Annotated in this window: 29 protein-coding genes and 1 tRNA gene; 13 read left to right on the plus strand and 17 right to left on the minus strand. The window is 46.4% G+C overall.

Features of this window, described 5'->3' with window-relative positions:
* Positions 1–94 precede the first annotated feature (94 nt).
* Genes A5N84_RS06010 through A5N84_RS06020 form a run of 3 tightly spaced genes read right to left on the minus strand, consistent with a single transcriptional unit; the run spans position 95 to position 1,470 of the window.
* On the minus strand, positions 95–403 hold the full coding sequence (locus tag A5N84_RS06010; RefSeq protein ID WP_072281644.1) for a WYL domain-containing protein: 309 nt from the start codon (positions 401–403) through the stop codon (positions 95–97).
* Positions 404–427: 24 nt separating this feature from the next.
* Positions 428–913 (minus strand): hypothetical protein, encoded by a 486-nt coding sequence (locus tag A5N84_RS06015; RefSeq protein WP_072281645.1) that lies wholly within the window; start codon positions 911–913, stop codon positions 428–430.
* On the minus strand, positions 910–1,470 hold the full coding sequence (locus A5N84_RS06020; protein WP_072281646.1) for a helix-turn-helix domain-containing protein: 561 nt from the start codon (positions 1,468–1,470) through the stop codon (positions 910–912). The genes A5N84_RS06015 and A5N84_RS06020 overlap by 4 nt, the downstream gene beginning before the upstream one ends.
* Before the next feature lie 157 nt (positions 1,471–1,627).
* Between A5N84_RS06020 and A5N84_RS06025 the strand changes: the two genes are divergently transcribed.
* From A5N84_RS06025 to A5N84_RS06065, 10 genes are all read left to right on the plus strand, one after another.
* Positions 1,628–1,816 (plus strand): hypothetical protein, encoded by a 189-nt coding sequence (locus A5N84_RS06025; protein WP_072281647.1) that lies wholly within the window; start codon positions 1,628–1,630, stop codon positions 1,814–1,816.
* Positions 1,813–2,118 (plus strand): helix-turn-helix domain-containing protein, encoded by a 306-nt coding sequence (locus A5N84_RS06030; protein ID WP_072281648.1) that lies wholly within the window; start codon positions 1,813–1,815, stop codon positions 2,116–2,118. Before A5N84_RS06025 ends, A5N84_RS06030 begins: the two co-directional genes overlap by 4 nt.
* Positions 2,115–2,282, plus strand: coding sequence for a hypothetical protein (locus A5N84_RS10285; RefSeq protein ID WP_158008661.1), 168 nt, complete (start codon positions 2,115–2,117; stop codon positions 2,280–2,282). Before A5N84_RS06030 ends, A5N84_RS10285 begins: the two co-directional genes overlap by 4 nt.
* Positions 2,279–2,620 carry a hypothetical protein gene (locus A5N84_RS06035; protein WP_072281649.1) on the plus strand — a complete coding sequence of 114 codons (342 nt, stop codon included), beginning with the start codon at positions 2,279–2,281 and terminating at the stop codon, positions 2,618–2,620. Before A5N84_RS10285 ends, A5N84_RS06035 begins: the two co-directional genes overlap by 4 nt.
* The gene (locus tag A5N84_RS06040; protein ID WP_072281650.1) at positions 2,610–3,188 is read left to right on the plus strand and encodes an ogr/Delta-like zinc finger family protein; all 579 of its coding nucleotides are present in this window, start codon (positions 2,610–2,612) and stop codon (positions 3,186–3,188) included. Before A5N84_RS06035 ends, A5N84_RS06040 begins: the two co-directional genes overlap by 11 nt.
* The gene (locus A5N84_RS06045) at positions 3,185–5,884 is read left to right on the plus strand and encodes a toprim domain-containing protein (protein ID WP_078055608.1); all 2,700 of its coding nucleotides are present in this window, start codon (positions 3,185–3,187) and stop codon (positions 5,882–5,884) included. The genes A5N84_RS06040 and A5N84_RS06045 overlap by 4 nt, the downstream gene beginning before the upstream one ends.
* The gene (locus A5N84_RS06050; RefSeq protein WP_072281651.1) at positions 5,881–6,129 is read left to right on the plus strand and encodes a helix-turn-helix transcriptional regulator; all 249 of its coding nucleotides are present in this window, start codon (positions 5,881–5,883) and stop codon (positions 6,127–6,129) included. Before A5N84_RS06045 ends, A5N84_RS06050 begins: the two co-directional genes overlap by 4 nt.
* Positions 6,130–6,138: 9 nt before the next feature.
* Entirely contained in the window at positions 6,139–6,834 is a 696-nt protein-coding gene (locus A5N84_RS06055; RefSeq protein ID WP_072281652.1) for a hypothetical protein, read from the plus strand.
* On the plus strand, positions 6,831–7,229 hold the full coding sequence (locus A5N84_RS06060) for a 3'-5' exonuclease (protein WP_072281653.1): 399 nt from the start codon (positions 6,831–6,833) through the stop codon (positions 7,227–7,229). Before A5N84_RS06055 ends, A5N84_RS06060 begins: the two co-directional genes overlap by 4 nt.
* A gap of 174 nt (positions 7,230–7,403) precedes the next feature.
* The gene (locus A5N84_RS06065) at positions 7,404–7,682 is read left to right on the plus strand and encodes a hypothetical protein (RefSeq protein ID WP_072281654.1); all 279 of its coding nucleotides are present in this window, start codon (positions 7,404–7,406) and stop codon (positions 7,680–7,682) included.
* Between the two features lie 258 nt (positions 7,683–7,940).
* Here the strand turns inward: A5N84_RS06065 and A5N84_RS06070 are convergent, their stop codons facing one another.
* The 12 genes from A5N84_RS06070 to cysE form a co-directional block, all read right to left on the minus strand.
* The gene (locus A5N84_RS06070; RefSeq protein WP_072281655.1) at positions 7,941–8,888 is read right to left on the minus strand and encodes a tyrosine-type recombinase/integrase; all 948 of its coding nucleotides are present in this window, start codon (positions 8,886–8,888) and stop codon (positions 7,941–7,943) included.
* 203 nt (positions 8,889–9,091) lie between these two features.
* Positions 9,092–9,179: transfer RNA gene (locus A5N84_RS06075), tRNA-Leu, on the minus strand.
* A 130-nt stretch (positions 9,180–9,309) separates the two neighbouring features.
* On the minus strand, positions 9,310–10,356 hold the full coding sequence (locus A5N84_RS06080; RefSeq protein ID WP_072281656.1) for a replication initiation factor domain-containing protein: 1,047 nt from the start codon (positions 10,354–10,356) through the stop codon (positions 9,310–9,312).
* Positions 10,357–10,655: 299 nt separating this feature from the next.
* Positions 10,656–11,228 (minus strand): hypothetical protein, encoded by a 573-nt coding sequence (locus A5N84_RS06085; protein WP_072281657.1) that lies wholly within the window; start codon positions 11,226–11,228, stop codon positions 10,656–10,658.
* Positions 11,228–11,683 (minus strand): tetratricopeptide repeat protein, encoded by a 456-nt coding sequence (locus A5N84_RS06090; protein WP_072281658.1) that lies wholly within the window; start codon positions 11,681–11,683, stop codon positions 11,228–11,230. Before A5N84_RS06090 ends, A5N84_RS06085 begins: the two co-directional genes overlap by 1 nt.
* The gene (locus tag A5N84_RS06095; protein ID WP_072281659.1) at positions 11,684–12,049 is read right to left on the minus strand and encodes a hypothetical protein; all 366 of its coding nucleotides are present in this window, start codon (positions 12,047–12,049) and stop codon (positions 11,684–11,686) included.
* Positions 12,050–12,131: 82 nt separating this feature from the next.
* Positions 12,132–12,260, minus strand: coding sequence for a hypothetical protein (locus A5N84_RS12740; RefSeq protein ID WP_269844305.1), 129 nt, complete (start codon positions 12,258–12,260; stop codon positions 12,132–12,134).
* Positions 12,247–12,381 (minus strand): hypothetical protein, encoded by a 135-nt coding sequence (locus A5N84_RS12745; protein WP_269844306.1) that lies wholly within the window; start codon positions 12,379–12,381, stop codon positions 12,247–12,249. The genes A5N84_RS12740 and A5N84_RS12745 overlap by 14 nt, the downstream gene beginning before the upstream one ends.
* A 1-nt stretch (position 12,382) precedes the next feature.
* Positions 12,383–12,631 carry a hypothetical protein gene (locus tag A5N84_RS11840; RefSeq protein WP_233119993.1) on the minus strand — a complete coding sequence of 83 codons (249 nt, stop codon included), beginning with the start codon at positions 12,629–12,631 and terminating at the stop codon, positions 12,383–12,385.
* Positions 12,588–13,154, minus strand: a complete 567-nt coding sequence (locus A5N84_RS11845) for an aminotransferase class V-fold PLP-dependent enzyme (protein WP_233119994.1) — start codon at positions 13,152–13,154, stop codon at positions 12,588–12,590. The genes A5N84_RS11840 and A5N84_RS11845 overlap by 44 nt, the downstream gene beginning before the upstream one ends.
* Positions 13,102–13,512 (minus strand): aminotransferase class V-fold PLP-dependent enzyme, encoded by a 411-nt coding sequence (locus A5N84_RS11850; RefSeq protein ID WP_233119995.1) that lies wholly within the window; start codon positions 13,510–13,512, stop codon positions 13,102–13,104. The genes A5N84_RS11845 and A5N84_RS11850 overlap by 53 nt, the downstream gene beginning before the upstream one ends.
* A complete protein-coding gene (cysE, locus tag A5N84_RS06110) occupies positions 13,512–14,177 on the minus strand; it encodes a serine O-acetyltransferase (RefSeq protein WP_072281660.1) in 666 nt (221 codons plus the stop codon). Before cysE ends, A5N84_RS11850 begins: the two co-directional genes overlap by 1 nt.
* A gap of 264 nt (positions 14,178–14,441) precedes the next feature.
* On the opposite strand from cysE, the gene infA reads away from it, so the two are divergent.
* Positions 14,442–14,660, plus strand: a complete 219-nt coding sequence (infA, locus tag A5N84_RS06115) for a translation initiation factor IF-1 (RefSeq protein ID WP_072281760.1) — start codon at positions 14,442–14,444, stop codon at positions 14,658–14,660.
* A gap of 60 nt (positions 14,661–14,720) precedes the next feature.
* On the opposite strand, the gene A5N84_RS06120 is transcribed toward infA, so the two are convergent.
* Positions 14,721–15,239 carry an adenine phosphoribosyltransferase gene (locus tag A5N84_RS06120; RefSeq protein WP_072281661.1) on the minus strand — a complete coding sequence of 173 codons (519 nt, stop codon included), beginning with the start codon at positions 15,237–15,239 and terminating at the stop codon, positions 14,721–14,723.
* A 25-nt stretch (positions 15,240–15,264) separates the two neighbouring features.
* Positions 15,265–16,134, minus strand: coding sequence for a 4-hydroxybenzoate octaprenyltransferase (locus A5N84_RS06125; protein WP_072281761.1), 870 nt, complete (start codon positions 16,132–16,134; stop codon positions 15,265–15,267).
* 95 nt (positions 16,135–16,229) lie between these two features.
* Here A5N84_RS06125 and ettA point away from each other — a divergent pair, with 95 nt between their 5' ends.
* Together ettA and rapZ are read left to right on the plus strand one after the other, a co-directional pair.
* A complete protein-coding gene (ettA, locus tag A5N84_RS06130) occupies positions 16,230–17,894 on the plus strand; it encodes an energy-dependent translational throttle protein EttA (RefSeq protein ID WP_072281662.1) in 1,665 nt (554 codons plus the stop codon).
* Between the two features lie 54 nt (positions 17,895–17,948).
* Positions 17,949–18,809, plus strand: a complete 861-nt coding sequence (rapZ, locus tag A5N84_RS06135; protein ID WP_072281663.1) for an RNase adapter RapZ — start codon at positions 17,949–17,951, stop codon at positions 18,807–18,809.
* Positions 18,810–18,897: the final 88 nt, after the last annotated feature.

The following is an 18,897-nucleotide window of genomic DNA, read 5'->3' on the forward strand; positions in this document are numbered from 1 at the left end:
TCCTCCGATGTCATGTGATTTGAGATGATGATTTGATGAATCCCGCCCGAGATTGTTGAGTTATTTATATCGCCGACTTTATTGCCATATCCGTCTACCGTAATATTTCACCAGTATCTAAATCAACCAGACGTTGAATATTGCGTAGCTTAAATGTACGCATATCATCCGCTTTTTCGCACCATGATTGGAGTATCGTGTCACCGCGTTTATTTGTTTCCGTGTACAGCAGCTTAATCGTCCGCTCGGTGATGTTGCCGTGGAAATCCTCATACACCATCTGGTAGCGATGTCCAACCTCTAACGCTCCATTCAGATGCTCGTATGAAACGCGTTCAACATCATCGTCCAACAAGCCCTCAGCACGCAATTCTGCTTCCGCGATGCGATACTGCTCCTTCATCCATTCACTAGGTTCATCTGGCGTCTACTTAGGCGCAAATAGTGAGCCAATAATTGCCAATGCAACAAGCACAGCAAGCAGCGCCACCCACCAAGCTAAGATGCCTTCTGTCCATAAAATAACCCCTGCAACGATAACCAAAATGGAAATAACGCCACCGATAGTTTCTATCGTTTTATTTTTATTGTCGCGCTTTCCACCTGATGGGCTGTGTTGCTGATGGCTAACTGGTTTGGTTTTGTTTGAATGACTAGGCGACTCCGCGCTATATTTATTACTGCTAAGATGGACTTCATCTATGTATTGTCTTGCTTCGGTCTTGATGAGCACAATGCGTCGAATCACAAACCAGACGACCCATGGGATAACGATAAAAGCACCAGCAATAGCGATTATTGACTTTATGCTAATTTGTCCTTCTTCCATTGGAGGTGCAATTAACAATGCAAATACAACAAATAATGTCCACAACCACAGAATAAAATAAAGAGCTTTTTTAACGGCATTCATTTATCGTTTCCATTTTGTTTTATGCCGCCAATAAATGATCCTGAAATATTACCAATGCTATTTCCACCTTGTTTGATTTGACTATCACGGGTCATTAGTACGTTCAGCGCCGCATTGCGAACCAATAGTGGCGCGTTTTGCCACAGCTCGAGTAGTTCGCTCTGTTCTTGAGTCAGCCCGTTTTGCTGGCGACTTCCTGTCAACAATTCAATGATATTTTGCTTGAGGCGCAACTTTTCTCTAGGTTGCTCGCTAGATTGTTCGATCATAAACAAATCAAATACCGCCTGCCGATATGCTGGACTGGCTTTTTCAAAAAAATCTAATAAGTTGAGTTGATTATGATCCAAGTCAGTCCCGTCACGTTCACCAGTGATGAGGTATTTGATATCTGCGCCCATTCTGGAAATCTTCATCAAATATTCAGAATCTGGCCGTCTTTCTTCTTTTTCGTAGCTTCGTTGCGTTTTTCGTGTGACTCCCAATTCTGATGCAAGCCCTTCTTGTGTGAGGTTTTTTTTAACTCTAAACGCTTTTAACCGCTCTCCAAAAGACACTTTATTTACCCTTTTTCTTGACGGGTACAAAATTACCCTTTATAGTTACTCTCACGCTTACTAGTAAGCATAAATTTAAAGGCGGTGCAGTCGCCAGTCGCCAAACTTCAGACTGCACCTTTTGCGCTTAACGTAGCGCTAACTGTGAGGATTATATATGAATCTTAAAGATTTAACACCCCCACCGCCACGCATGGCACCGCCTGTGATGGTGCGCGTGACCGAACTTGACCGCGAGCAACTCAAGCAACTTGCCGATAAATACAATTTACCTATGTCGCGCATCGCTTACTTTGCTATTCGTCAACTCCTTAACGAGGAGTTTGACAGGGGTGGCGCACAATGAACAGCATAAAAGATTGTGACGCAACTAAAACGTTGCAACGCCATTTGCTCTGCATTGAGCCCAAGCAACTAGCAAGCGAGCTGGGCATTGATCAATCCGCTGTTTCGCGTATCCGCAACGGCGAGCGTGGTTTAAAAACTGATGAAATCATCAAGGTCCTGTCGATGCAGTCGTCTGCATTTGCGCGAGGACTATTGATTACGCCCGCAGGCGCGATGACTGTGTCACGCGATGAGCTCATCGCACTGCGCTCGCTTGCACGTAAATATTTGGCGTCAGAAGACGCAGGCGGTGACGCATGAAAATGACTCATCAACATTTGCTCTACCGTATGCGTCGGATAAGGAAAATATTGGCGATTATCTGTATGTATGGATTATTAGCATTAATCGCGATTGATGTTTTTGCCCCACAAGGTCAGTTGGCCTCGGTCAAGGTCGTTGTTGAACAGGGAGGTGGAAAATGAATTTAAACTATACTTTAGCCCTACCACCTACGCTTAAATCGCTGTCCGATGCTATTAAATTAACAAAATCACAATTCCGCCATCTAATGCCGGGATGGATTTATGTCCCATATACCATCGAATTATCAGATGAGAGTAATGCAAGATTTGCGCTAGTAAAGAGAAATATAGTTGGAAAATCTTGGGAAAAAATACCCACAATTGCAATTGAGTTTACCAGTAATACTTGCAAAGTATCAGCAGATGACTGCTACACCGATGATGATATAGCAAAGGCCCTAGACGCTTTTATTACTGCAATGGGCGATCTAATACAACGAGGTCATGATGAAGATTAAGCGTTTGCCCTGCCCTGCCTGTGGCGCGCCAACGCGTATACACGGCAGTCGTGCACAGCATCAACGATTACGGCGTGCTTATGCGCAATGCACTAATTATATGTGTAGCGCTAGTTGGTTGTTACAAATAGAAGTTACACGTGTAGCAAGCCCTAGTTCCGATTTATTTAAGACAACAATCCGCCCGAGCGTCCCTCAAAGCGACCCTTATGATTTAGCTAAAGATATGGCGCAGGAGTTTGTGTCAAGGGGTAATCCGAAGTGGACGCGAGATGAAACGTTGGCACAATGCGTCCAATATTTGCTCACGCACATTGACCTAATTAGTCGATCATCTGCTGAGATGATATCAGCGCAGGCTATCGCAAACTACGAGAGTCGTTTTATCAATCAATGGCATATTAATATTGATAATAGTACGAGTAATGTGCTGATTGTTAATCGTCATCCAACACCAAATGAACAGTTAAATGGACGTGGACACGAACAGCGTGTGATTAGTTTGCGCGAATTGGTTGAGTTTATCAATGCGCGTGATCAACAAGACGAGCAGGGTGATTTGATATGAGTATGCGCCCTGAGTTACTTAATCGTGTCGTCCCTCGCATCCTTGACGATTATGCTTTTAAAACAAGCGAGGATGGGCAATGGTTTAATCAAGGGAAATGCCCCGCTTGCAACAAGCGCAGCCTGTTTACCGCCGCTGATAATCCGTGGGTATTGCGTTGTGGGCGCGAGAATAAGTGCGGCGCGCAATACAGCATCCGTGACTTATACCCAGACGAGTTTGGTCAGTTTGATCAGCGCCACCCTGCCACATCATCAAACCCAATGGCGACTGCTGACGCATATATGAGCGAGGCGCGCGGATTGGACGTGGTGCACATGCGCAAGCATCAATACTACACCCAAGATAGCTGGTGGAGCAGGCAAGCAAATGCAGGCACAGCGACGGTTCGCTTTGCTATCCCCGGCACAGATGGCAGTTACATGGAGCGGTTTGTCGATCCAGTCGAGATAACAAATGCCGACGGCACCCGCGAAATCCGCAAGCAGAATTTTAGCGGTCCGCATCGAGGTTTGTGGTGGCAACCGCCAGAAATGCCAATCAACGCTGGCGATGAGGTGTGGATTGTCGAAGCGATCATCGATGCAATCAGCTTGTGGCAAAACGGCATTAAAGCCGTCGCGATTTTGTCTTGCTCAAATTACCCCTCAAAGTCATTAACAAAGCTCATACAAGCTAAACATGTTAAGTGGGTTTGGGCGCTGGATAATGACGATGCCGGCAAGCGCGTTATTAAAAAGTTTGTCAAACGCATGCGCGGAGATAACTTGCAATGCAATAGCGCTATTGCGCCACAAAAATCAAAATGCGATTGGAATGACCTGCACCGCCTCGGCCGACTACACAAAGACGACCTTAAAGACTATAAGTATTATGGTGCATTGCTGATTGCAAACTCGGCGCTAGACAAAGCGGCATTGATGTTTGCTCGCCGGCAAACCCCGTTTTTTGTCGTGGATTTTGACAACCGCTTGTATTGGTTTACGATTGAGCAAAAAGCAATAGCTGAGGCGCGCGACGATATCCACCAAAGCGATCTGAACCCACGCGATGAAGAGGAAATGCTGGCGCTGATCGCGAAAGACGCAGGCAAATTACAGCAAATCGCCAACGTTAGACCAGAATTCCTCTATTTCCAGCGCAACGAAATTACGGATGAGAGCTGGTTTTTTTGTCGCATTAATTTTCCCGATGGCCGTCCGCCAGTCAACCTGCCATTTACCCCAGGCCAAGTCACCGCTTGCGCCGAATTTAAAAAGCGCCTTGCCAGCGCCGAGGGCGCATGGTGGTCGGGTGAAGCAAAGCATTTGGATTGGATTGGCAGCCGATGGCTACAGAATCTCAAAAAGATAAACACGATTGAGTATATCGGTTATAGCCGAGAGCACAAAGCCTACATCTTGCCCGATTTTGCCGTCAAAGCAGGCAAAGTCTATCCCAAAAACAAAGATGATTATTTTGATCTACCGCGCGACTCTATTAAGACCCTGGCACAGGATAAGACGATAAAAATAGAGATGACTAACCAAAACTACCGCCAAGATTGGGCACAACTGGTGTGGCGCGCTTTTGGCACCGACGGCATTATCGCTTGCGTGTATTGGTTTGGCTCGCTCTTTGCCGAGCATTTGCGCCACACCCAAAGCTCTTATCCATTCCTAGAAATTATCGGCGAGCCCGGCGCGGGCAAGTCCACGCTCATCGAGTTTATTTGGAAAATATGGGGCCGTGAAGATTACGAGGGCATTGACCCGAATAAAAATACCTTTGCAGGCAACCAACGCAAGATGACGCAATACGCCGCCATGCCGACCGTATTTATTGAAGCCGACCGCGACGAGGACTCACATAGCAAAAAATTTGATTGGGAAGAGGTCAAGCCTTATTACAACGGTCGCGGATTGCGTGTTCGCGGGATGAAAAACTCGGGCAACGAAACCTACGAGCCCCCTTTCCGTGGCACCCTCGTCATCGCTCAAAATGAGCCCGTCAATGCGAGCGACGCCGTGCTTGAGCGTATTGTGCAACTACGGTTTAGCAAAGCAAACCACAATCATGACTCAAGAATGGCTATAGATGAGATGATGACCCTTGAGCCAAGCCAGCTCAGTTATTTTGTCACTCTCTCATGTCAGCGCGAGCAACAAATTATTGACCACGTCACGACAAGACAACATCTACATCAAGACTATTTGCTCAACAATACAGACATACAGACTTTACGTTTAGCCAAAAACCATGCACAACTAATCGCCCTCGCTGAAGCGTTTGCAGATTTAGTTGGGCTCTCAAGCGATCAGCGAGCACAGACTTGCAATGCATTGGCACATGCTTGCGCCGACCGACAATTGGCCATAGCCAAGGACCACCCAATCGTTGCCGAGTTTTGGGATATTTTTGATTATTTAGATAGTCAAGGCAATAACCCAGATGGCTCACCCAGACCATTACTTAATCATAGCCGCAACCCCAACGAAATAGCGGTCAATCTAAACGAATTTGTAGAGCAAGCAGGCATTGCAAAACAACAAATGCCGTTATTACGCGATTTAAAACGACTGCTAAAAACCTCAAAAAATCGCAAATTTATCGAATCAAGTCGGACGGTTTGCTCAGCAATAGATAGCAATAAATACGGCAAACCAAAAACACCCAGATGTTGGATATTCCAGCGCGCAGCAGGAGAAACAATATGACCATAGAACAATATCTAATAGATATAAAAAGCGCCCTTGAGCGCAGTATCCAGCGCGATGACGATCTCTGGACGACTGACGATGTTGCCGCTTACCTAAAAATGAGCAAGCGCAGCGTACAGAGCATCATGAAACACCCCAATTTCCCAAAAGCAATCCGCCTACCAACAGGCGATAACGGCAGCAAACCGCGCTGGATCGCAGGCGAAATACGCCAATTTTGTAAACGATTTAAAACACAGTAGGAAATACCCATGTTTAATTCAAATATAATTTTAAATGCAACTCAAAGAGCGTGGTTTAAAAGCGCAACCATAGAAGAAAAGCGCGCGTTTGTCGTAAAGGGCAAAGCATCATACGGCGAACTATTTAATTCCAATACCAGGAAAATATCATTTTGCCCAAGAATTAGAGGCGTGATTTTTGGAGGTGAATATACTTCCCCCAATAAAGCGATTACCGCAGCTCAAGAATTGCTCGCTGAAATGAAAGAAATGCCACTCGCTGATATCGATGAATCGTCCCTTGGTATCAGTACGGTTAATCAAGAACTTGCAGCATCAATAGAAGACCAATCCAATTTCAGCGTCGATGCAATTATTCATCTTGCCACGCTGGTTAATGACCGCCCTGCTTGGACAAATTCAGTCTCAGAGTTTATTGAATCAGCAATAGATGAAGGCTCTCATCTCTACGATTACCTTGCTAGCCATAAATTAAAGCACGTACAGCATTTTCATAAAAACCTAGTCAGTATAGATGAAGATGCTGACGAACTTTCTCAAATAATCATTGAGACAGGAACAGCGGGGTGGTTGGTCAATGGCCAATACATAGGCTCGGGTTATAGACAAATACGCTGGTTCTACGGTGAAACATACGAAGAAGCACTTGCCGAAGCAAGAGCATGGGCAGAATCTAAAGGTGCTGATGAGGATAAAACGAAATGATTGTATTAGACACCGAAACAACAGGGCTAGATAACGATGCAGAAATTGTCGAAATAGCCATTATCGACAGTTGGGGTACCCCTTTATTAAACACCCTAGTTAAACCAAAAACGCCCATTACCCCAGAAGTCACCGCAATAAATGGCATAACCAATGAGATGCTAAAAGACGCACCGTGCTGGGAAGTTATACGTCCTTTAGTCAAAACTATTTTTGAAGATAATTGCTTTGACTTACCACAGGATAAATCCGAATTCCACAAAGCGTATGCATATAACGCCAAGTTTGATCAACGAATGTTGATACAAAGTGGATGGGAAGGCAAGCCACCCGAAATAATTTGCGCAATGGAACGCGCTATCCACCACCTAAAAATTGATCAATCCAACTGCTAGACAGCAAAAGCGCACAGCAGCCAGCACGACAGCAAACAGCCGCGACCACGAGCAATGCCTACGCTGAAGCAAGCGGAGGCACAATGCGCAGTAAATACGATAATTTTGACGACGATCAAATCCCTTTTTAAAAGCCATATAAGTGTGCAGGCATTGCAAAAGAAGTGAGGGACGATGAGTAAGAACAATATTGAGCAGCAAATTATCAAAAAAGTAATCGATATATTTTTCCACCTTTGGGGTGAAAGACGTACCGCAAGCTTTCCAAGCTGCCGAGCATCAGTTTGTAACAACGAAGGCAGTTATTGCGTGTGGGCATCAAACACGAAAGGAACTGATTTTGAGGTTTTAGATGACAGCGAAGTAAGAGCACTAATCAGCGGCGTTGAGAATGGTTCTGTAGTGCAAAAGATTACGGATTTATACAACTGTGTTTCTCATGGGGTGTGGTAATGATTGAAGATTTAGAGCAGAAATATGAGCAAGAAAAATAGACAACAGTGGTTGCTCAACAAAGCACGCGGGCAACAATGCACCGCGCAGTAAAAACAATAATTTTGACGACGATCAAATCCCTTTTTAAAAGCCATATATGCCGATAAGGACGCGTTAAGCAGTGAGTGACGCGATGGAAAAAACCACTGCTACAAATGATTGTTAACCTATCAACAAGGCATTTGTCGTTGCCTCACGAGACGAGGCCCTTTTTTATTACCATTTTGGCTTTGATCTCACTGCATTAACTAATTCACTTGCATGCGGATTAAAATATATCATCAAAGACCGTGGGTCACGATGCCCGATTATTTTGCCAAGCGCCAAAGGGTCCATGCCTTCCAACTGCGCCATCCGCGAGCAAGCTTCGTGGCGCGCATCATGAAACCGTAGGTCAGTAATTTGTGCCAATTGTAGTGCCCGACGGAATAATGTCCCCGCGCTGGATTGGTTATAGGGAAATACTCGCTCGCCCTCTTTTGCCGTTTGCATTTGCTCAATTAATTCAACTGCACGCTCAGTAAGCGGCACATGCCGATCATCGCCATTTTTTGTAACTGGTAAATACACATAACCATCTTGCAAATTAACGTTGTCCCAAGTCAAACCATAGATTTCGCCCTGCCTCATACCAGTTTCGATTGCCAATAAAAATGCAACCGCCACAGCTTGCTGCGCTTTGCTAACTGATTTCTCTGGTGAGTATCCAAGCGCGTCACAAATCCGCATGATCTCATCATTGCTAATGCGACGATTACGCCCTTTGGGCTCTTTTGGTTTGCGCGCATCATTAACAGGGTTGGTTAAGCAATAACGCCAGCGGACGCATTCTCTAAATACCGAACGTAATATGGTGAGCTCTCGTAGGATTGATCCATCAGCTAACCCTTGATCCTTTCGTAATTTAATCCAGTGCTCGATATCATCGGAGGTAATTAAATCAACATAATCATCAGCAATAGCATCTCGCTGAAGTTTAGCTATTCTCATTTGTTCCCAGCGTTGGCCTTTGTGTTGTGGCGCAATCTCGTGGCTATATCGCTCTAACGCTTCCGCGAGCGTCCGCTTGATAACATGTTGCCCACTTTTGAGCAGTGCTTTTTGTTCGAGCTCAAATCTTTGCGCCTCAATTTTTGTCGAAAAAGATTTGTAAATCCCAGGCATCCCTTTGCGCCTGATCTCAACATGCCATTTACCATTTTTAGATACTATTGCCACAATGCATCCATCCGTAAAACCATCCGTAATTTATCCGTAAAAATTTGGATATCGTTGCGTTATTCTGCATGGTTTTGCAAAAAATGCAAAGGCTAATGGCTTGTTTTTCTACTTGTTTCGCGTTGTTGCGTTATTTTGCAAACTTGAGATGGTGCCCGGGGCCGGACTCGAACCGGCACGGATGTTTAGTCCGAGGGATTTTAAGTCCCTTGCGTCTACCAATTTCGCCACCCGGGCATTGAAAGAGAGCGCGCATAATATCCTTATTAAGGAGGCGCGTCAATTATTTTTTAAACTTTTTTATTTTTGTCTCCATTGAGCTTGCTGTGCGATTAATTTTGCATGCACTGGCGCATAGGTATACCGATTATACAACACGCAGAGAAAGGCAAAGGCAAGGCATAAAAAAACCTAAGCAAAGAGTAAGTATAAAGGGCGACAAACCGATATTGAGCAGTACAGACGCATTATCCCGACTTCTTAACTCTAACTCACAACGCACCCATGGACTATCAGCCATTTTGAGTTGCTTGCCTTTTTCATAAAACCTTAATAAACGTGAACTATCACGACTGCCGATATAAAGGGTGCGTCCTTTACTGGTTTCGTTAAACCAATCATCGCCTTCTTTGCGTAATTTTGGACGAGTATAGGCATTGGTAAATCCGCCTTCATAATAGGTTTTTAAAGCATCATCAACACTAAAGCGACCATCTAAAAAATCATGAGCAATATCTACACGAGTATAACGAAAGCGATACATTTGCTTTAGAAGACTAAAAGCATATAAACGGTGTTCCCAGCCATCTTTTGCTGCTGCTAAGCCTGTAGCGGTTAATTCTACGCAGATGGTGTCTGAGTTGCTTTTATTAATGATGCCGCCTAAACACACATAACTATAGCAGTTTTCTAAATCCCCTAAGTTAAAAGAATCACTGTAGAAATTTGCGCTTTTATGGCGATTATGCGAGCAAGCAAAGCCAAATATCTCATGCAAATAAGGATTAAGTGCATTGATATAGTCTTCACTATAGTCAAAATCCTGTGCATCTAATTCTGTTAAAGCGTGAAGGGTGTGTTTGTCAAACACAAAGATTAATTGATCAATAAATGCTTTATTGCCTTCGGTTGGAGTTCTAAACAATTGTTCAACTAATTTGCCATTACGAATAACGGGCAAAGAGACTTTTTTGGAGACAAATGCCTTCACGTCAAATTGAGGCAAATGATTACTGTCACCCCCTGTTAGCGTGGGGGTGTCGCTAACGCCCCAGCGCTCAATAAATTGACGTTCAAATAAAGCGCGCACCGACGCAGCAGCGGCACGCCCTGCTTGCCTGCCTTCTGCTTGCGTCTTGGTGCGCGCGCTAGTCTTTGTTGAGTAGTTGAGTTGGTCTTTGGTTGATAGCGACATGAAAACCCCGTTGATTAGTAATCATCGGGGTTTAAGACTGATAAATCAGATTAAATCAAGATACTGTTGTAAATCCCCGATTAGGGATAATATATAAGTTTTCTTCCCTTAGAAATATACCCTAATTTCTGGAGCCAAAACAGTAATTCATCATACTGTTTAGAGGTTAAATCACCTTGTAATTGTTCAATAATTTTAGTTGCTTCATTCGCCCTTTGTTGTAACTACATGCTATTGATTCGATGTGTTGCGCTATCTGCATAAACATTTTTTAGTTGCGTAATCAGATTGGCTATTTTTTAATTTTCTGTTTTATGCCAATAGGTTGGCATTTGTTTTTCCGCCAATGCTTTTAGATGGTTCACTTCTTGTTTAAGATTTTGATGATAAGAGGGTTCTTGCAAAGAGCGTTGCAATATTGGATGTTCTGCAATTGTTTGCTCTAGCGTTTTTGCCACAGAAGCTAGTGCATTTAAAGTATCACTCACACCTGCCAATCCCTCTTTTTGACTGATTGGCCATAGTGGTTTTGCGATTTCTTGCAGGGATTGTGCCCATGCTACGGGCGTTTGCAATTTTGCCGCCACTTCAGCTACAGACCCATCTTGTTGGGCGGTGAGTGCCAATAGTGCCTGTACACGCGCCAAATCAATTTGTCCCTGATGATCTGTAATTAGGGTCTGCAGTTGTTGTAACTGCTCTCGCGATAGTTGCGGTAGTGTATTCGCGCCAGCCTGTTCTTGTGTGTAGACCTGTAGCGCGCCGTTATACGCCCCTAATAAGACCTCCAGTGCGGAAATTTCCTCTGCCGCTTGGCTTTTCGAGGCAAGTAGCGCCATCGCCATCACTCCCCATTTATAAAACCGTTTCATTATTGTCTCTCCTCTAATCCTAATTCCATTTGTAGCGCTTTAATCTTAGAAAAATCAGCATGTTCACTGTAATGCGTGCTTAAACGTTGCAATAATGCCTGTGCCTGCGCGCGCTCACCCAACTGCGTTGCCATTACCTGCGCCACTAATAAATAATTATTCACCACATCTTTATGCCCAGCAAAGCGCTTACTAAAGCCCTCCACCAAAATCAGCACTTCTTCTCCTTTTTGCTCTGTTGCAAGATATTGCCCTAACGGATAGACCGCATCCGCTGGAAAATGCGACTTTGCTTGCGCTTGAGGCAATTGTTTATACACACGATAGGCGGTATAAGCCTCATTTGATTCAAGCGCCTGCATCAGCTCAGCTTGCCACGTTTTAATATCCACCGCATCAGTCGCCTTTAACGCTTCAGGCACAATCCCATCCTTATGCGCATCAAAAATAGACATTTATTCCTCCATCATTATTTTTGTCTCATCTACAACAACCTCATCAGCGTACTTTAACATCCTCACTACCAAACAAACCGATTCCCGCCAATATGTTTTCCGTCTAACAAAATCTTGCATCCCACCGCGCAAAAATGCCATGCCGACCCCCAGCACCACCTCAACTTCACGCCCCTCCACCTCAAAACACAGCTTCGCCGTATACATTCTAGACCCCGCCTTATCCCCTAGTTTTTTATGATGCACCAGCGCCCCATTAATCCAAATCATCTCCTCACTGAGCAACTTCGTCCCTGAAAAATCCCAAGCATTTTCCACTACCACCTCAATCCCTTGCGCTCGCCCTACAAATTGCTGTTTTTTCATCTATCCTCCTAACTCACACTAAAACTCGTCCCACAGCCACACGTTGCCGTCGCCTTAGGATTATCAAAGACAAAAAACTCATTCAACCCCTGTTTTTTACATCCAAAACCAACCCTTCAATCAACGCCAAATCCTCAGACGCCACCACCACCACAAATCCCTCATACGCCTGCGACAAATCCCCCTCACCTACCGCGTCAACAAAATCCAATTGATAGGAAAACCCTGAACACCCCCGAACGCACCACCCCCACCTTCACCCCAATACCAAAACCGCGTTGCGCTAATTGCTTCTTCACGCGTGAGACTGCCTTATCTGTTAAAACAATCATCCTAACCTCCAAAATCATGCAAAAAATTCAACAACCGCGCCAACTCATCCTCGCGCGTCAAATGCGACAAACTCACACGCACCGACTGATGCGCTGCAACATCCAACCCCATTGCTCTAAGCACATGCGAGCCCTCCGAAGACGCCGCCTGACAAGCCGACCCTGCAGATAATGCCAACCCCACCTCCGACGCCCTCGCCAACACCTCAGACGCCGAGCGCCCCGTATTCACACTCACAATATTTTCCACCACATTCTCCCCCACATTCACCGCCATCGACTGAGGCAACCCTGCCACTAAAGTCTGATAAAGCGCCCCCCACGCGCGCCTGATTCTCCCCCAGCGCCTCAACCGCCAATCTTACCGCCAACTCTAACGCACGCACCAACATCACAGGCGACGTCCCCGAACGCAACCCTCGCTCCTGCCCCCCTCCATGCAACAACGCCTGCAAACGCATCTTAGGCAAACGTCGCACATAAAGCATCCCAATCCCTTGAGGCGCATACACCTTATGCCCAGAAAAACTCACCAAATCTGCTTGCCACCGCGCCATCGACACCGCCACCTTCCCAAGCGCCTGCGCCGCATCCACATGCACCTTTGCCCCATAGCGATGCGCCAACGCCACTACCTCCTCCACAGGCACAACCACCCCCGTCTCATTATTAACCGCCATCACACTCACCAACGACACCCGCTCATTAGACAACACCGCCTCAAACGCTGTCAAATCCACCTGCCCATTTTCCAATACAGGCAACACCGACACCCCGCACCCCATTTTTTGCCAAAATCCCCGCACAATCCAACACCGACTTATGCTCACTTTGTAGCGTCAGCAAATGCCCATTGCGCCGCTCGCTGTGCGCAAACGCCCCCTTTAGCGCCAAATTATTTGCCTCCGTCGCCCCACTTGTAAACACCAACTCGCGCGCATCCGCCTCAAGAAGCGTCGCCAACTGCTCCCGCGCCGATTGCAATGCCACCCGCGCCTGCAACCCCAAGCCATGCGAAGCATTCGCATTACCCAGCAAAGCGCCAGAAGTCATATCCAAAAATACCTGTTCCGCCACCAAAGGATGCACAGGCGTAGTCGCTGCATAATCAAAATACCCCCATTCTTGCATTATTCCTCCCCTCGCAAACGCCGATTCTCCGCCTCCAAACGCCCTACCCGCTCCTGCAAATCCTCCAACATCGCCAATATCGGGTCAACACATTCTGGCGACTGCGCATAAGCGCGAAACTCCTGTTGCGCCTTTTGCGCCTCCTTCTTATCACCCACCACCTGCGCTGGCACACCCACCACAGTCGCCTTTGCAGGCACATCCTTTACCACAACCGCATTAGACCCTACCCGCGCCCCATCTCCCACCATAATCGCGCCAATAACCTTCGCACCCGCCCCAATAATCACATCATTTCCAATTGTTGGATGACGCTTTTGTGCCTGCCAAGACGTCCCACCCAACGTAACCCCCTGATAAATACTCACATCATCGCCAAGCACCGCCGTCTCCCCAATCACCACCCCCATCCCATGGTCAACAAACAACCGCCGCCCTGCCACCACAGCAGGATGAATCTCCACCCCAGTCAACCAACGCGAACCCAACGCCAAAAATCGCGCCAACCAACGCAACCCACAACCCCACAACGCATGTTGCACCCGATAAGCCACCACCGCCCAAAAACCCGTATGCAACGACACAATCGAAAAAAACCCTTTTGTAGCAGGGTCTCGCACCGCCACCACCTTATAATCCTCACACACCAACCGCCACCAACGCATAAGCCCTCCCACTCAAATCCTTAAAAAATAACCCCCATTCCCCACGCCCACAAGCCCCAACAAACGCCCAACCGCTTTATTAAACCACCACATAATCAAGAGCAATACGATAAACGCCAAAACCGCCCCTATCTCCTTTCTTACAGCGCCAAAATGAATTAAAAAACGCGCCATTATAAGCCACAACCCATATTGCGCCCAAAGCCAACGCTTGCTAAACTAGCCTGCATTCAACCCCTTAATCTTAAACAGCAAAAGGAAATTATGTCTAAAGAAGAAAATATTGAAATGATGGGAACCGTTATCGACACCCTCCCAAACACCACTTTCCGCGTTGAGCTTGAAAATGGTCATGAAATTAACGCCCATATCTCAGGACGCATGCGCAAACATTACATCCGCATTCTCACAGGCGACAAAGTCAAAGTAGAAATGACTCCTTATGATTTAACCAAAGGTCGAATCGTCTTTCGCGAAAAATAATTTTTCATTGCGATAAAATCATATGCGCCACGCTCAATAGCGTGGCTTTTTTGCATATTCTTAACTGCGAATCAAACTACAAATTACCTTATCTTGCAACCGCTTACGCCCACCAAGTGCTTCAATCTCTAGTAAAAAAGCACACCCAATCACCTGCGCACCCAAAGACTCCAACAGCTCAATACACGCCTGCATTGTCCCGCCTGTTGCCAACACATCATCCACCATCATAATCCGCATACCCTGACGCACATCCTCGCGATGCACCTCTAACGTATCTTGCCCATATTCCAAATCATACGTCGTACGCGCCACCTTACGTGGCAACTTCCCTGGTTTACGCAACGGAATAAACCCAATTTTCAACCGCTGCGCCAACGCTGAAGCAAAAATAAAGCCACGCGCCTCAGGACATGCCAACGCATCAGGCACCTGCCCCTCACGCTCACAAAAACTCGCCAACTCTTCAATAGCCTCATTAAACGCCTGACCATTTGCCAACAACGGCGTAATATCTTTAAAAACAATCCCTTTTTTTGGATAATCTTGAATATCGCAAACCAAATCTTGCCATTTCATGCTAACACTCCTTACAAATTAAAAATTAACTTGGCAAATACGCCAAAAAAAATCCTAATAAAACAAATGCTCCAACCCAATTATGCCCCACAAATGCAGCAAAACACCGCTCTCTATCTAAATGCCGTGTTTGCCAAGCATAAAATGCCATCACCAACGCCCCTGCCAAAAGCCCTAAATAATACCAGCCATTTAATCCTGCTAACATCCCCGTAAGCCCCCAAAACCCCAACGCCAAAACTGCCAAGAGCGCCAAAAACAGCTGTTCACGCCCCATAACCCAAATAGCGCTTGATAAAATCCCAATTATTAAATCATCTTCTCGGTCAACCAGCGCATAATAAGTATCATAAAGTACCACCCAACACAGCGTCCCTAAAAACAAACTCACACTCGCACCCGTCAAATGCCCCAAAATTGCCGTATGCGCCAATAAAATCGGACTTGCAAACGCCACCCCTAACACCAACTGCGGCACCTTAAAAAAACGCTTACAAAAAGGATATAACAACACCACCCCAGCAAGCACCACCGCCAACACTACACTCTGCCAATTCAATAAACAGACCAACAAAAAACTCAATAACAACAACACCACCGCCAAAACAAGCGCTTCAGCAACACAAACCTCCCCTGTTGCCAGCGGACGCCCAGCAGTTCGTCGAACCCGCCCATCAAAATGACGGTCTGCCAAATCATTACACACACACCCAGCCGAACGCATCAAAAAAGTTCCCAATAAAATAATCGCGCATACTCGCGCAGGCGGCTGCCCTTGCCCTGCCAACAATACACCCCACAAACCGCTCCACGCCAACAACACCGTCCCCACAGGACGCTCCAAACGCATCAAGCGCGCATACACCCACAACCGCTGCCAAGAAAAAAACCGCATAAAACCAGTCCAGAAAGTAGAAAACAAAGCAATGTTCCAATAGAATAACGCGATATTCATTTAATTTAAACTTTCATTTATAGGCGAACCATTCTATGAGTCAATACGTCTTTACCATGAACCGCGTCGGCAAAGTAGTGCCACCGGGCAAACACATTTTAAAAGATATCTCCCTCTCTTTTTTCCACGGCGCCAAAATTGGCATTCTTGGATTAAATGGTGCAGGTAAATCCACCCTCCTACGCATTATGGCAGGGGTAGACACTGATATTATTGGCGAAGCCAGAGCACAACCTAACCTTGATATTGGCTATCTCGCGCAAGAGCCTGTCCTTGACCCAGATAAGACCGTACGGGAAGTTATCGAAGAAGCGATGAGCGATTTAAAAAGCGTGCAAGAAGAGTTAGACGCCGTCTATGCCGCCTATGCCGACCCTGACGCTGATTTTGACGCCCTTGCTGCCAAACAAGCTGAACTTGAAAATAAACTTGCTGCCGCAGATGGGCATGATATGCAACGACGCATGGAAATTGCCGCCGACGCGCTACGCCTCCCCCCGTGGACACAAAAAATAGCCACACTTTCTGGTGGGGAAAAACGGCGCGTTGCCCTTTGTCGTCTTCTTTTATCCAATCCCGACATGTTATTACTTGATGAGCCTACCAACCATCTAGATGCTGAATCTGTTGCATGGCTTGAGCGCTATCTCGCTGAATTTAGCGGTACAGTCGTTGCCGTAACCCACGACCGCTACTTTTTAGATAACGTTGCAGGCTGGATACTCGAACTTGACCGTGGGGAAGGCATTCCTTGGCAAGGCAACTACTCCTCATGGCTTGAGCAAAAAGAAAAGCGCCTTGCTACTGAAGAAAAACAAGAGAGCGCCCACCGTCGCGCGCTCAAACAAGAACTGGAATGGGTGCGCAACAACCCCAAAGGTCGTCAAAGCAAAAACAAAGCTCGACTCCAGCGCTTTGATGAACTCTCTAGTCGCGAATTCCAAAAACGCAGCGAAACCCAAGAAATCTACATTCCACCGGGTGAGCGCCTAGGCGATAAAGTTGCTATTGCTGAGAACATCAGCAAAGGCTATGAGCATAAAATGCTTTACGAAGACCTCAACTTTAACATCCCTGCTGGCGCAATCGTTGGCATCATCGGGCCCAATGGCGCAGGAAAATCCACCCTGTTCAATCTATTAACAGGACGCGACACACCCGATAGCGGACAAATTGATATTGGAGAAACCGTGCAATTTGCCTTTGTTGACCAATCGCGCGAAGGACTAGACCCCAGCAAAACCGTTTGGGAAGAAGTTTCAGATGGGCTAGACAACATCACCGTTGGCAATTACACCATCCCCTCACGCGCCTATATTGGACGCTTTAACTTCAAAGGCGCCGACCAGCAAAAACGCGTTGGCGACCTTTCTGGTGGTGAGCGCAATCGCCTACATCTTGCCAAACTCCTCAAAAGCGGAGGCAACGTCTTACTCTTAGACGAACCAACCAACGACCTTGACATCGAAACCTTGCGCGCATTAGAAGAAGCCATTCTCGCTTTCCCTGGCAGCGCGCTTATCATCTCGCACGACCGCTGGTTTTTAGACCGCGTTGCCACCCACATTCTCGCTTTTGAAGGCGATTCCAAAGTTAATTTCTTCCATGGTACTTATTCCGAATACGAAGCAGACCGTAAAAAACGCCTTGGTGAAGAAGCCGACCAACCCACGCGCCTCAAATACAAGCGCATTCAATAACCCAACCCCGCCTACTTAGCTAGGCGGTTTTTTTAACTAAATCAGGATAAATCCATGCTCATCGTAACTGGACTGTCTGGCGCAGGAAAAAGCGTTGCTTTAAAAACCTTAGAAGATTTAGGTTATTACTGCGTTGACAACCTCCCTGCCATCTTATTAGACAATTTTGTACGCGAGTTTGCCAACCATGCCTCTTATCCCATTGCTGTCGCTATTGACGCACGCAGCACGGATAACCCCACCGCTTTAGCCGAAAGCATACAACAATTAAAAATCATCCGCCCCATTGAAACCCTCTTCCTAAACGCCAGCGACAGCATCTTAAATCAACGTTATAACGAATCGCGTCGCCCTCACCCCAAAAATCACACCACCCCCCTACCTCAAAGCATCGCCCAAGAGCGCCAACTCCTCACCCCTCTACTGAACACCGCTGACCTTATCATCGACACCAGCACCTACAACGCCCAATACCTCAAAGCACAACTCCAGCGCGTTTACTCCAATCAAAATCTAATCACCCTAACCCTGCAATCTTTTGGCTTTAAAAACGGGTTACCTATCAACGCTGATTATCTTTTTGACGTCCGCTTTCTACCCAACCCTCACTGGCACCCCGAACTACGCCCCTATAGTGGCAGCGAAACCCCTATCATCAAATTTTTAAACCAATACCCACAGACCCACGAATTTATTCAAGACACAACCCAGTTTCTGCAAAAATGGTTGCCCCAATTTCTTAAGCAAAACGACCGTAGTTACCTAACCATCGCCATAGGGTGTACTGGCGGACAACATCGCAGCGTTTATATCAGCGAACAACTCGCCCAAACCCTTAAACCCCACCTTCCCCCAACTCCAGCTCGAACACCGCGACCGCATCCCCTATCAACCCAACCCCTAACGACACAGTGAGCATAGAGTAACTTTAGGACAATATTTTTAATTAGCAACCCAATCTAGCGACATGGAGCCTTGTCAAAAATTATTATAAAAGTGCTAT

The organism is Rappaport israeli (genome assembly GCF_001888055.1).
GTDB classification, from domain to species: Bacteria; Pseudomonadota; Gammaproteobacteria; order Cardiobacteriales; family Cardiobacteriaceae; genus Rappaport; species Rappaport israeli.

What these genes read in the sequence shown, in the direction of transcription:
- A5N84_RS06010 (WP_072281644.1), bottom strand. Translation starts at nt 403, where the DNA reads ATGAAGGAGCAGTATCGCATCGCGGAAGCAGAATTGCGTGCTGAGGGC.
- A5N84_RS06015 (WP_072281645.1), bottom strand. Translation starts at nt 913, where the DNA reads ATGAATGCCGTTAAAAAAGCTCTTTATTTTATTCTGTGGTTGTGGACA.
- A5N84_RS06025 (WP_072281647.1), top strand. Translation starts at nt 1,628, where the DNA reads ATGAATCTTAAAGATTTAACACCCCCACCGCCACGCATGGCACCGCCT.
- A5N84_RS06030 (WP_072281648.1), top strand. Translation starts at nt 1,813, where the DNA reads ATGAACAGCATAAAAGATTGTGACGCAACTAAAACGTTGCAACGCCAT.
- A5N84_RS10285 (WP_158008661.1), top strand. Translation starts at nt 2,115, where the DNA reads ATGAAAATGACTCATCAACATTTGCTCTACCGTATGCGTCGGATAAGG.
- A5N84_RS06035 (WP_072281649.1), top strand. Translation starts at nt 2,279, where the DNA reads ATGAATTTAAACTATACTTTAGCCCTACCACCTACGCTTAAATCGCTG.
- A5N84_RS06040 (WP_072281650.1), top strand. Translation starts at nt 2,610, where the DNA reads ATGAAGATTAAGCGTTTGCCCTGCCCTGCCTGTGGCGCGCCAACGCGT.
- A5N84_RS06045 (WP_078055608.1), top strand. Translation starts at nt 3,185, where the DNA reads ATGAGTATGCGCCCTGAGTTACTTAATCGTGTCGTCCCTCGCATCCTT.
- A5N84_RS06050 (WP_072281651.1), top strand. Translation starts at nt 5,881, where the DNA reads ATGACCATAGAACAATATCTAATAGATATAAAAAGCGCCCTTGAGCGC.
- A5N84_RS06055 (WP_072281652.1), top strand. Translation starts at nt 6,139, where the DNA reads ATGTTTAATTCAAATATAATTTTAAATGCAACTCAAAGAGCGTGGTTT.
- A5N84_RS06060 (WP_072281653.1), top strand. Translation starts at nt 6,831, where the DNA reads ATGATTGTATTAGACACCGAAACAACAGGGCTAGATAACGATGCAGAA.
- A5N84_RS06065 (WP_072281654.1), top strand. Translation starts at nt 7,404, where the DNA reads ATGAGTAAGAACAATATTGAGCAGCAAATTATCAAAAAAGTAATCGAT.
- A5N84_RS06070 (WP_072281655.1), bottom strand. Translation starts at nt 8,888, where the DNA reads ATGCCTGGGATTTACAAATCTTTTTCGACAAAAATTGAGGCGCAAAGA.
- A5N84_RS06080 (WP_072281656.1), bottom strand. Translation starts at nt 10,356, where the DNA reads ATGTCGCTATCAACCAAAGACCAACTCAACTACTCAACAAAGACTAGC.
- A5N84_RS06085 (WP_072281657.1), bottom strand. Translation starts at nt 11,228, where the DNA reads ATGAAACGGTTTTATAAATGGGGAGTGATGGCGATGGCGCTACTTGCC.
- A5N84_RS06090 (WP_072281658.1), bottom strand. Translation starts at nt 11,683, where the DNA reads ATGTCTATTTTTGATGCGCATAAGGATGGGATTGTGCCTGAAGCGTTA.
- A5N84_RS06095 (WP_072281659.1), bottom strand. Translation starts at nt 12,049, where the DNA reads ATGAAAAAACAGCAATTTGTAGGGCGAGCGCAAGGGATTGAGGTGGTA.
- A5N84_RS12745 (WP_269844306.1), bottom strand. Translation starts at nt 12,381, where the DNA reads ATGATTGTTTTAACAGATAAGGCAGTCTCACGCGTGAAGAAGCAATTA.
- A5N84_RS11850 (WP_233119995.1), bottom strand. Translation starts at nt 13,512, where the DNA reads ATGCAAGAATGGGGGTATTTTGATTATGCAGCGACTACGCCTGTGCAT.
- cysE (WP_072281660.1), bottom strand. Translation starts at nt 14,177, where the DNA reads ATGCGTTGGTGGCGGTTGGTGTGTGAGGATTATAAGGTGGTGGCGGTG.
- infA (WP_072281760.1), top strand. Translation starts at nt 14,442, where the DNA reads ATGTCTAAAGAAGAAAATATTGAAATGATGGGAACCGTTATCGACACC.
- A5N84_RS06120 (WP_072281661.1), bottom strand. Translation starts at nt 15,239, where the DNA reads ATGAAATGGCAAGATTTGGTTTGCGATATTCAAGATTATCCAAAAAAA.
- A5N84_RS06125 (WP_072281761.1), bottom strand. Translation starts at nt 16,134, where the DNA reads ATGCGGTTTTTTTCTTGGCAGCGGTTGTGGGTGTATGCGCGCTTGATG.
- ettA (WP_072281662.1), top strand. Translation starts at nt 16,230, where the DNA reads ATGAGTCAATACGTCTTTACCATGAACCGCGTCGGCAAAGTAGTGCCA.
- rapZ (WP_072281663.1), top strand. Translation starts at nt 17,949, where the DNA reads ATGCTCATCGTAACTGGACTGTCTGGCGCAGGAAAAAGCGTTGCTTTA.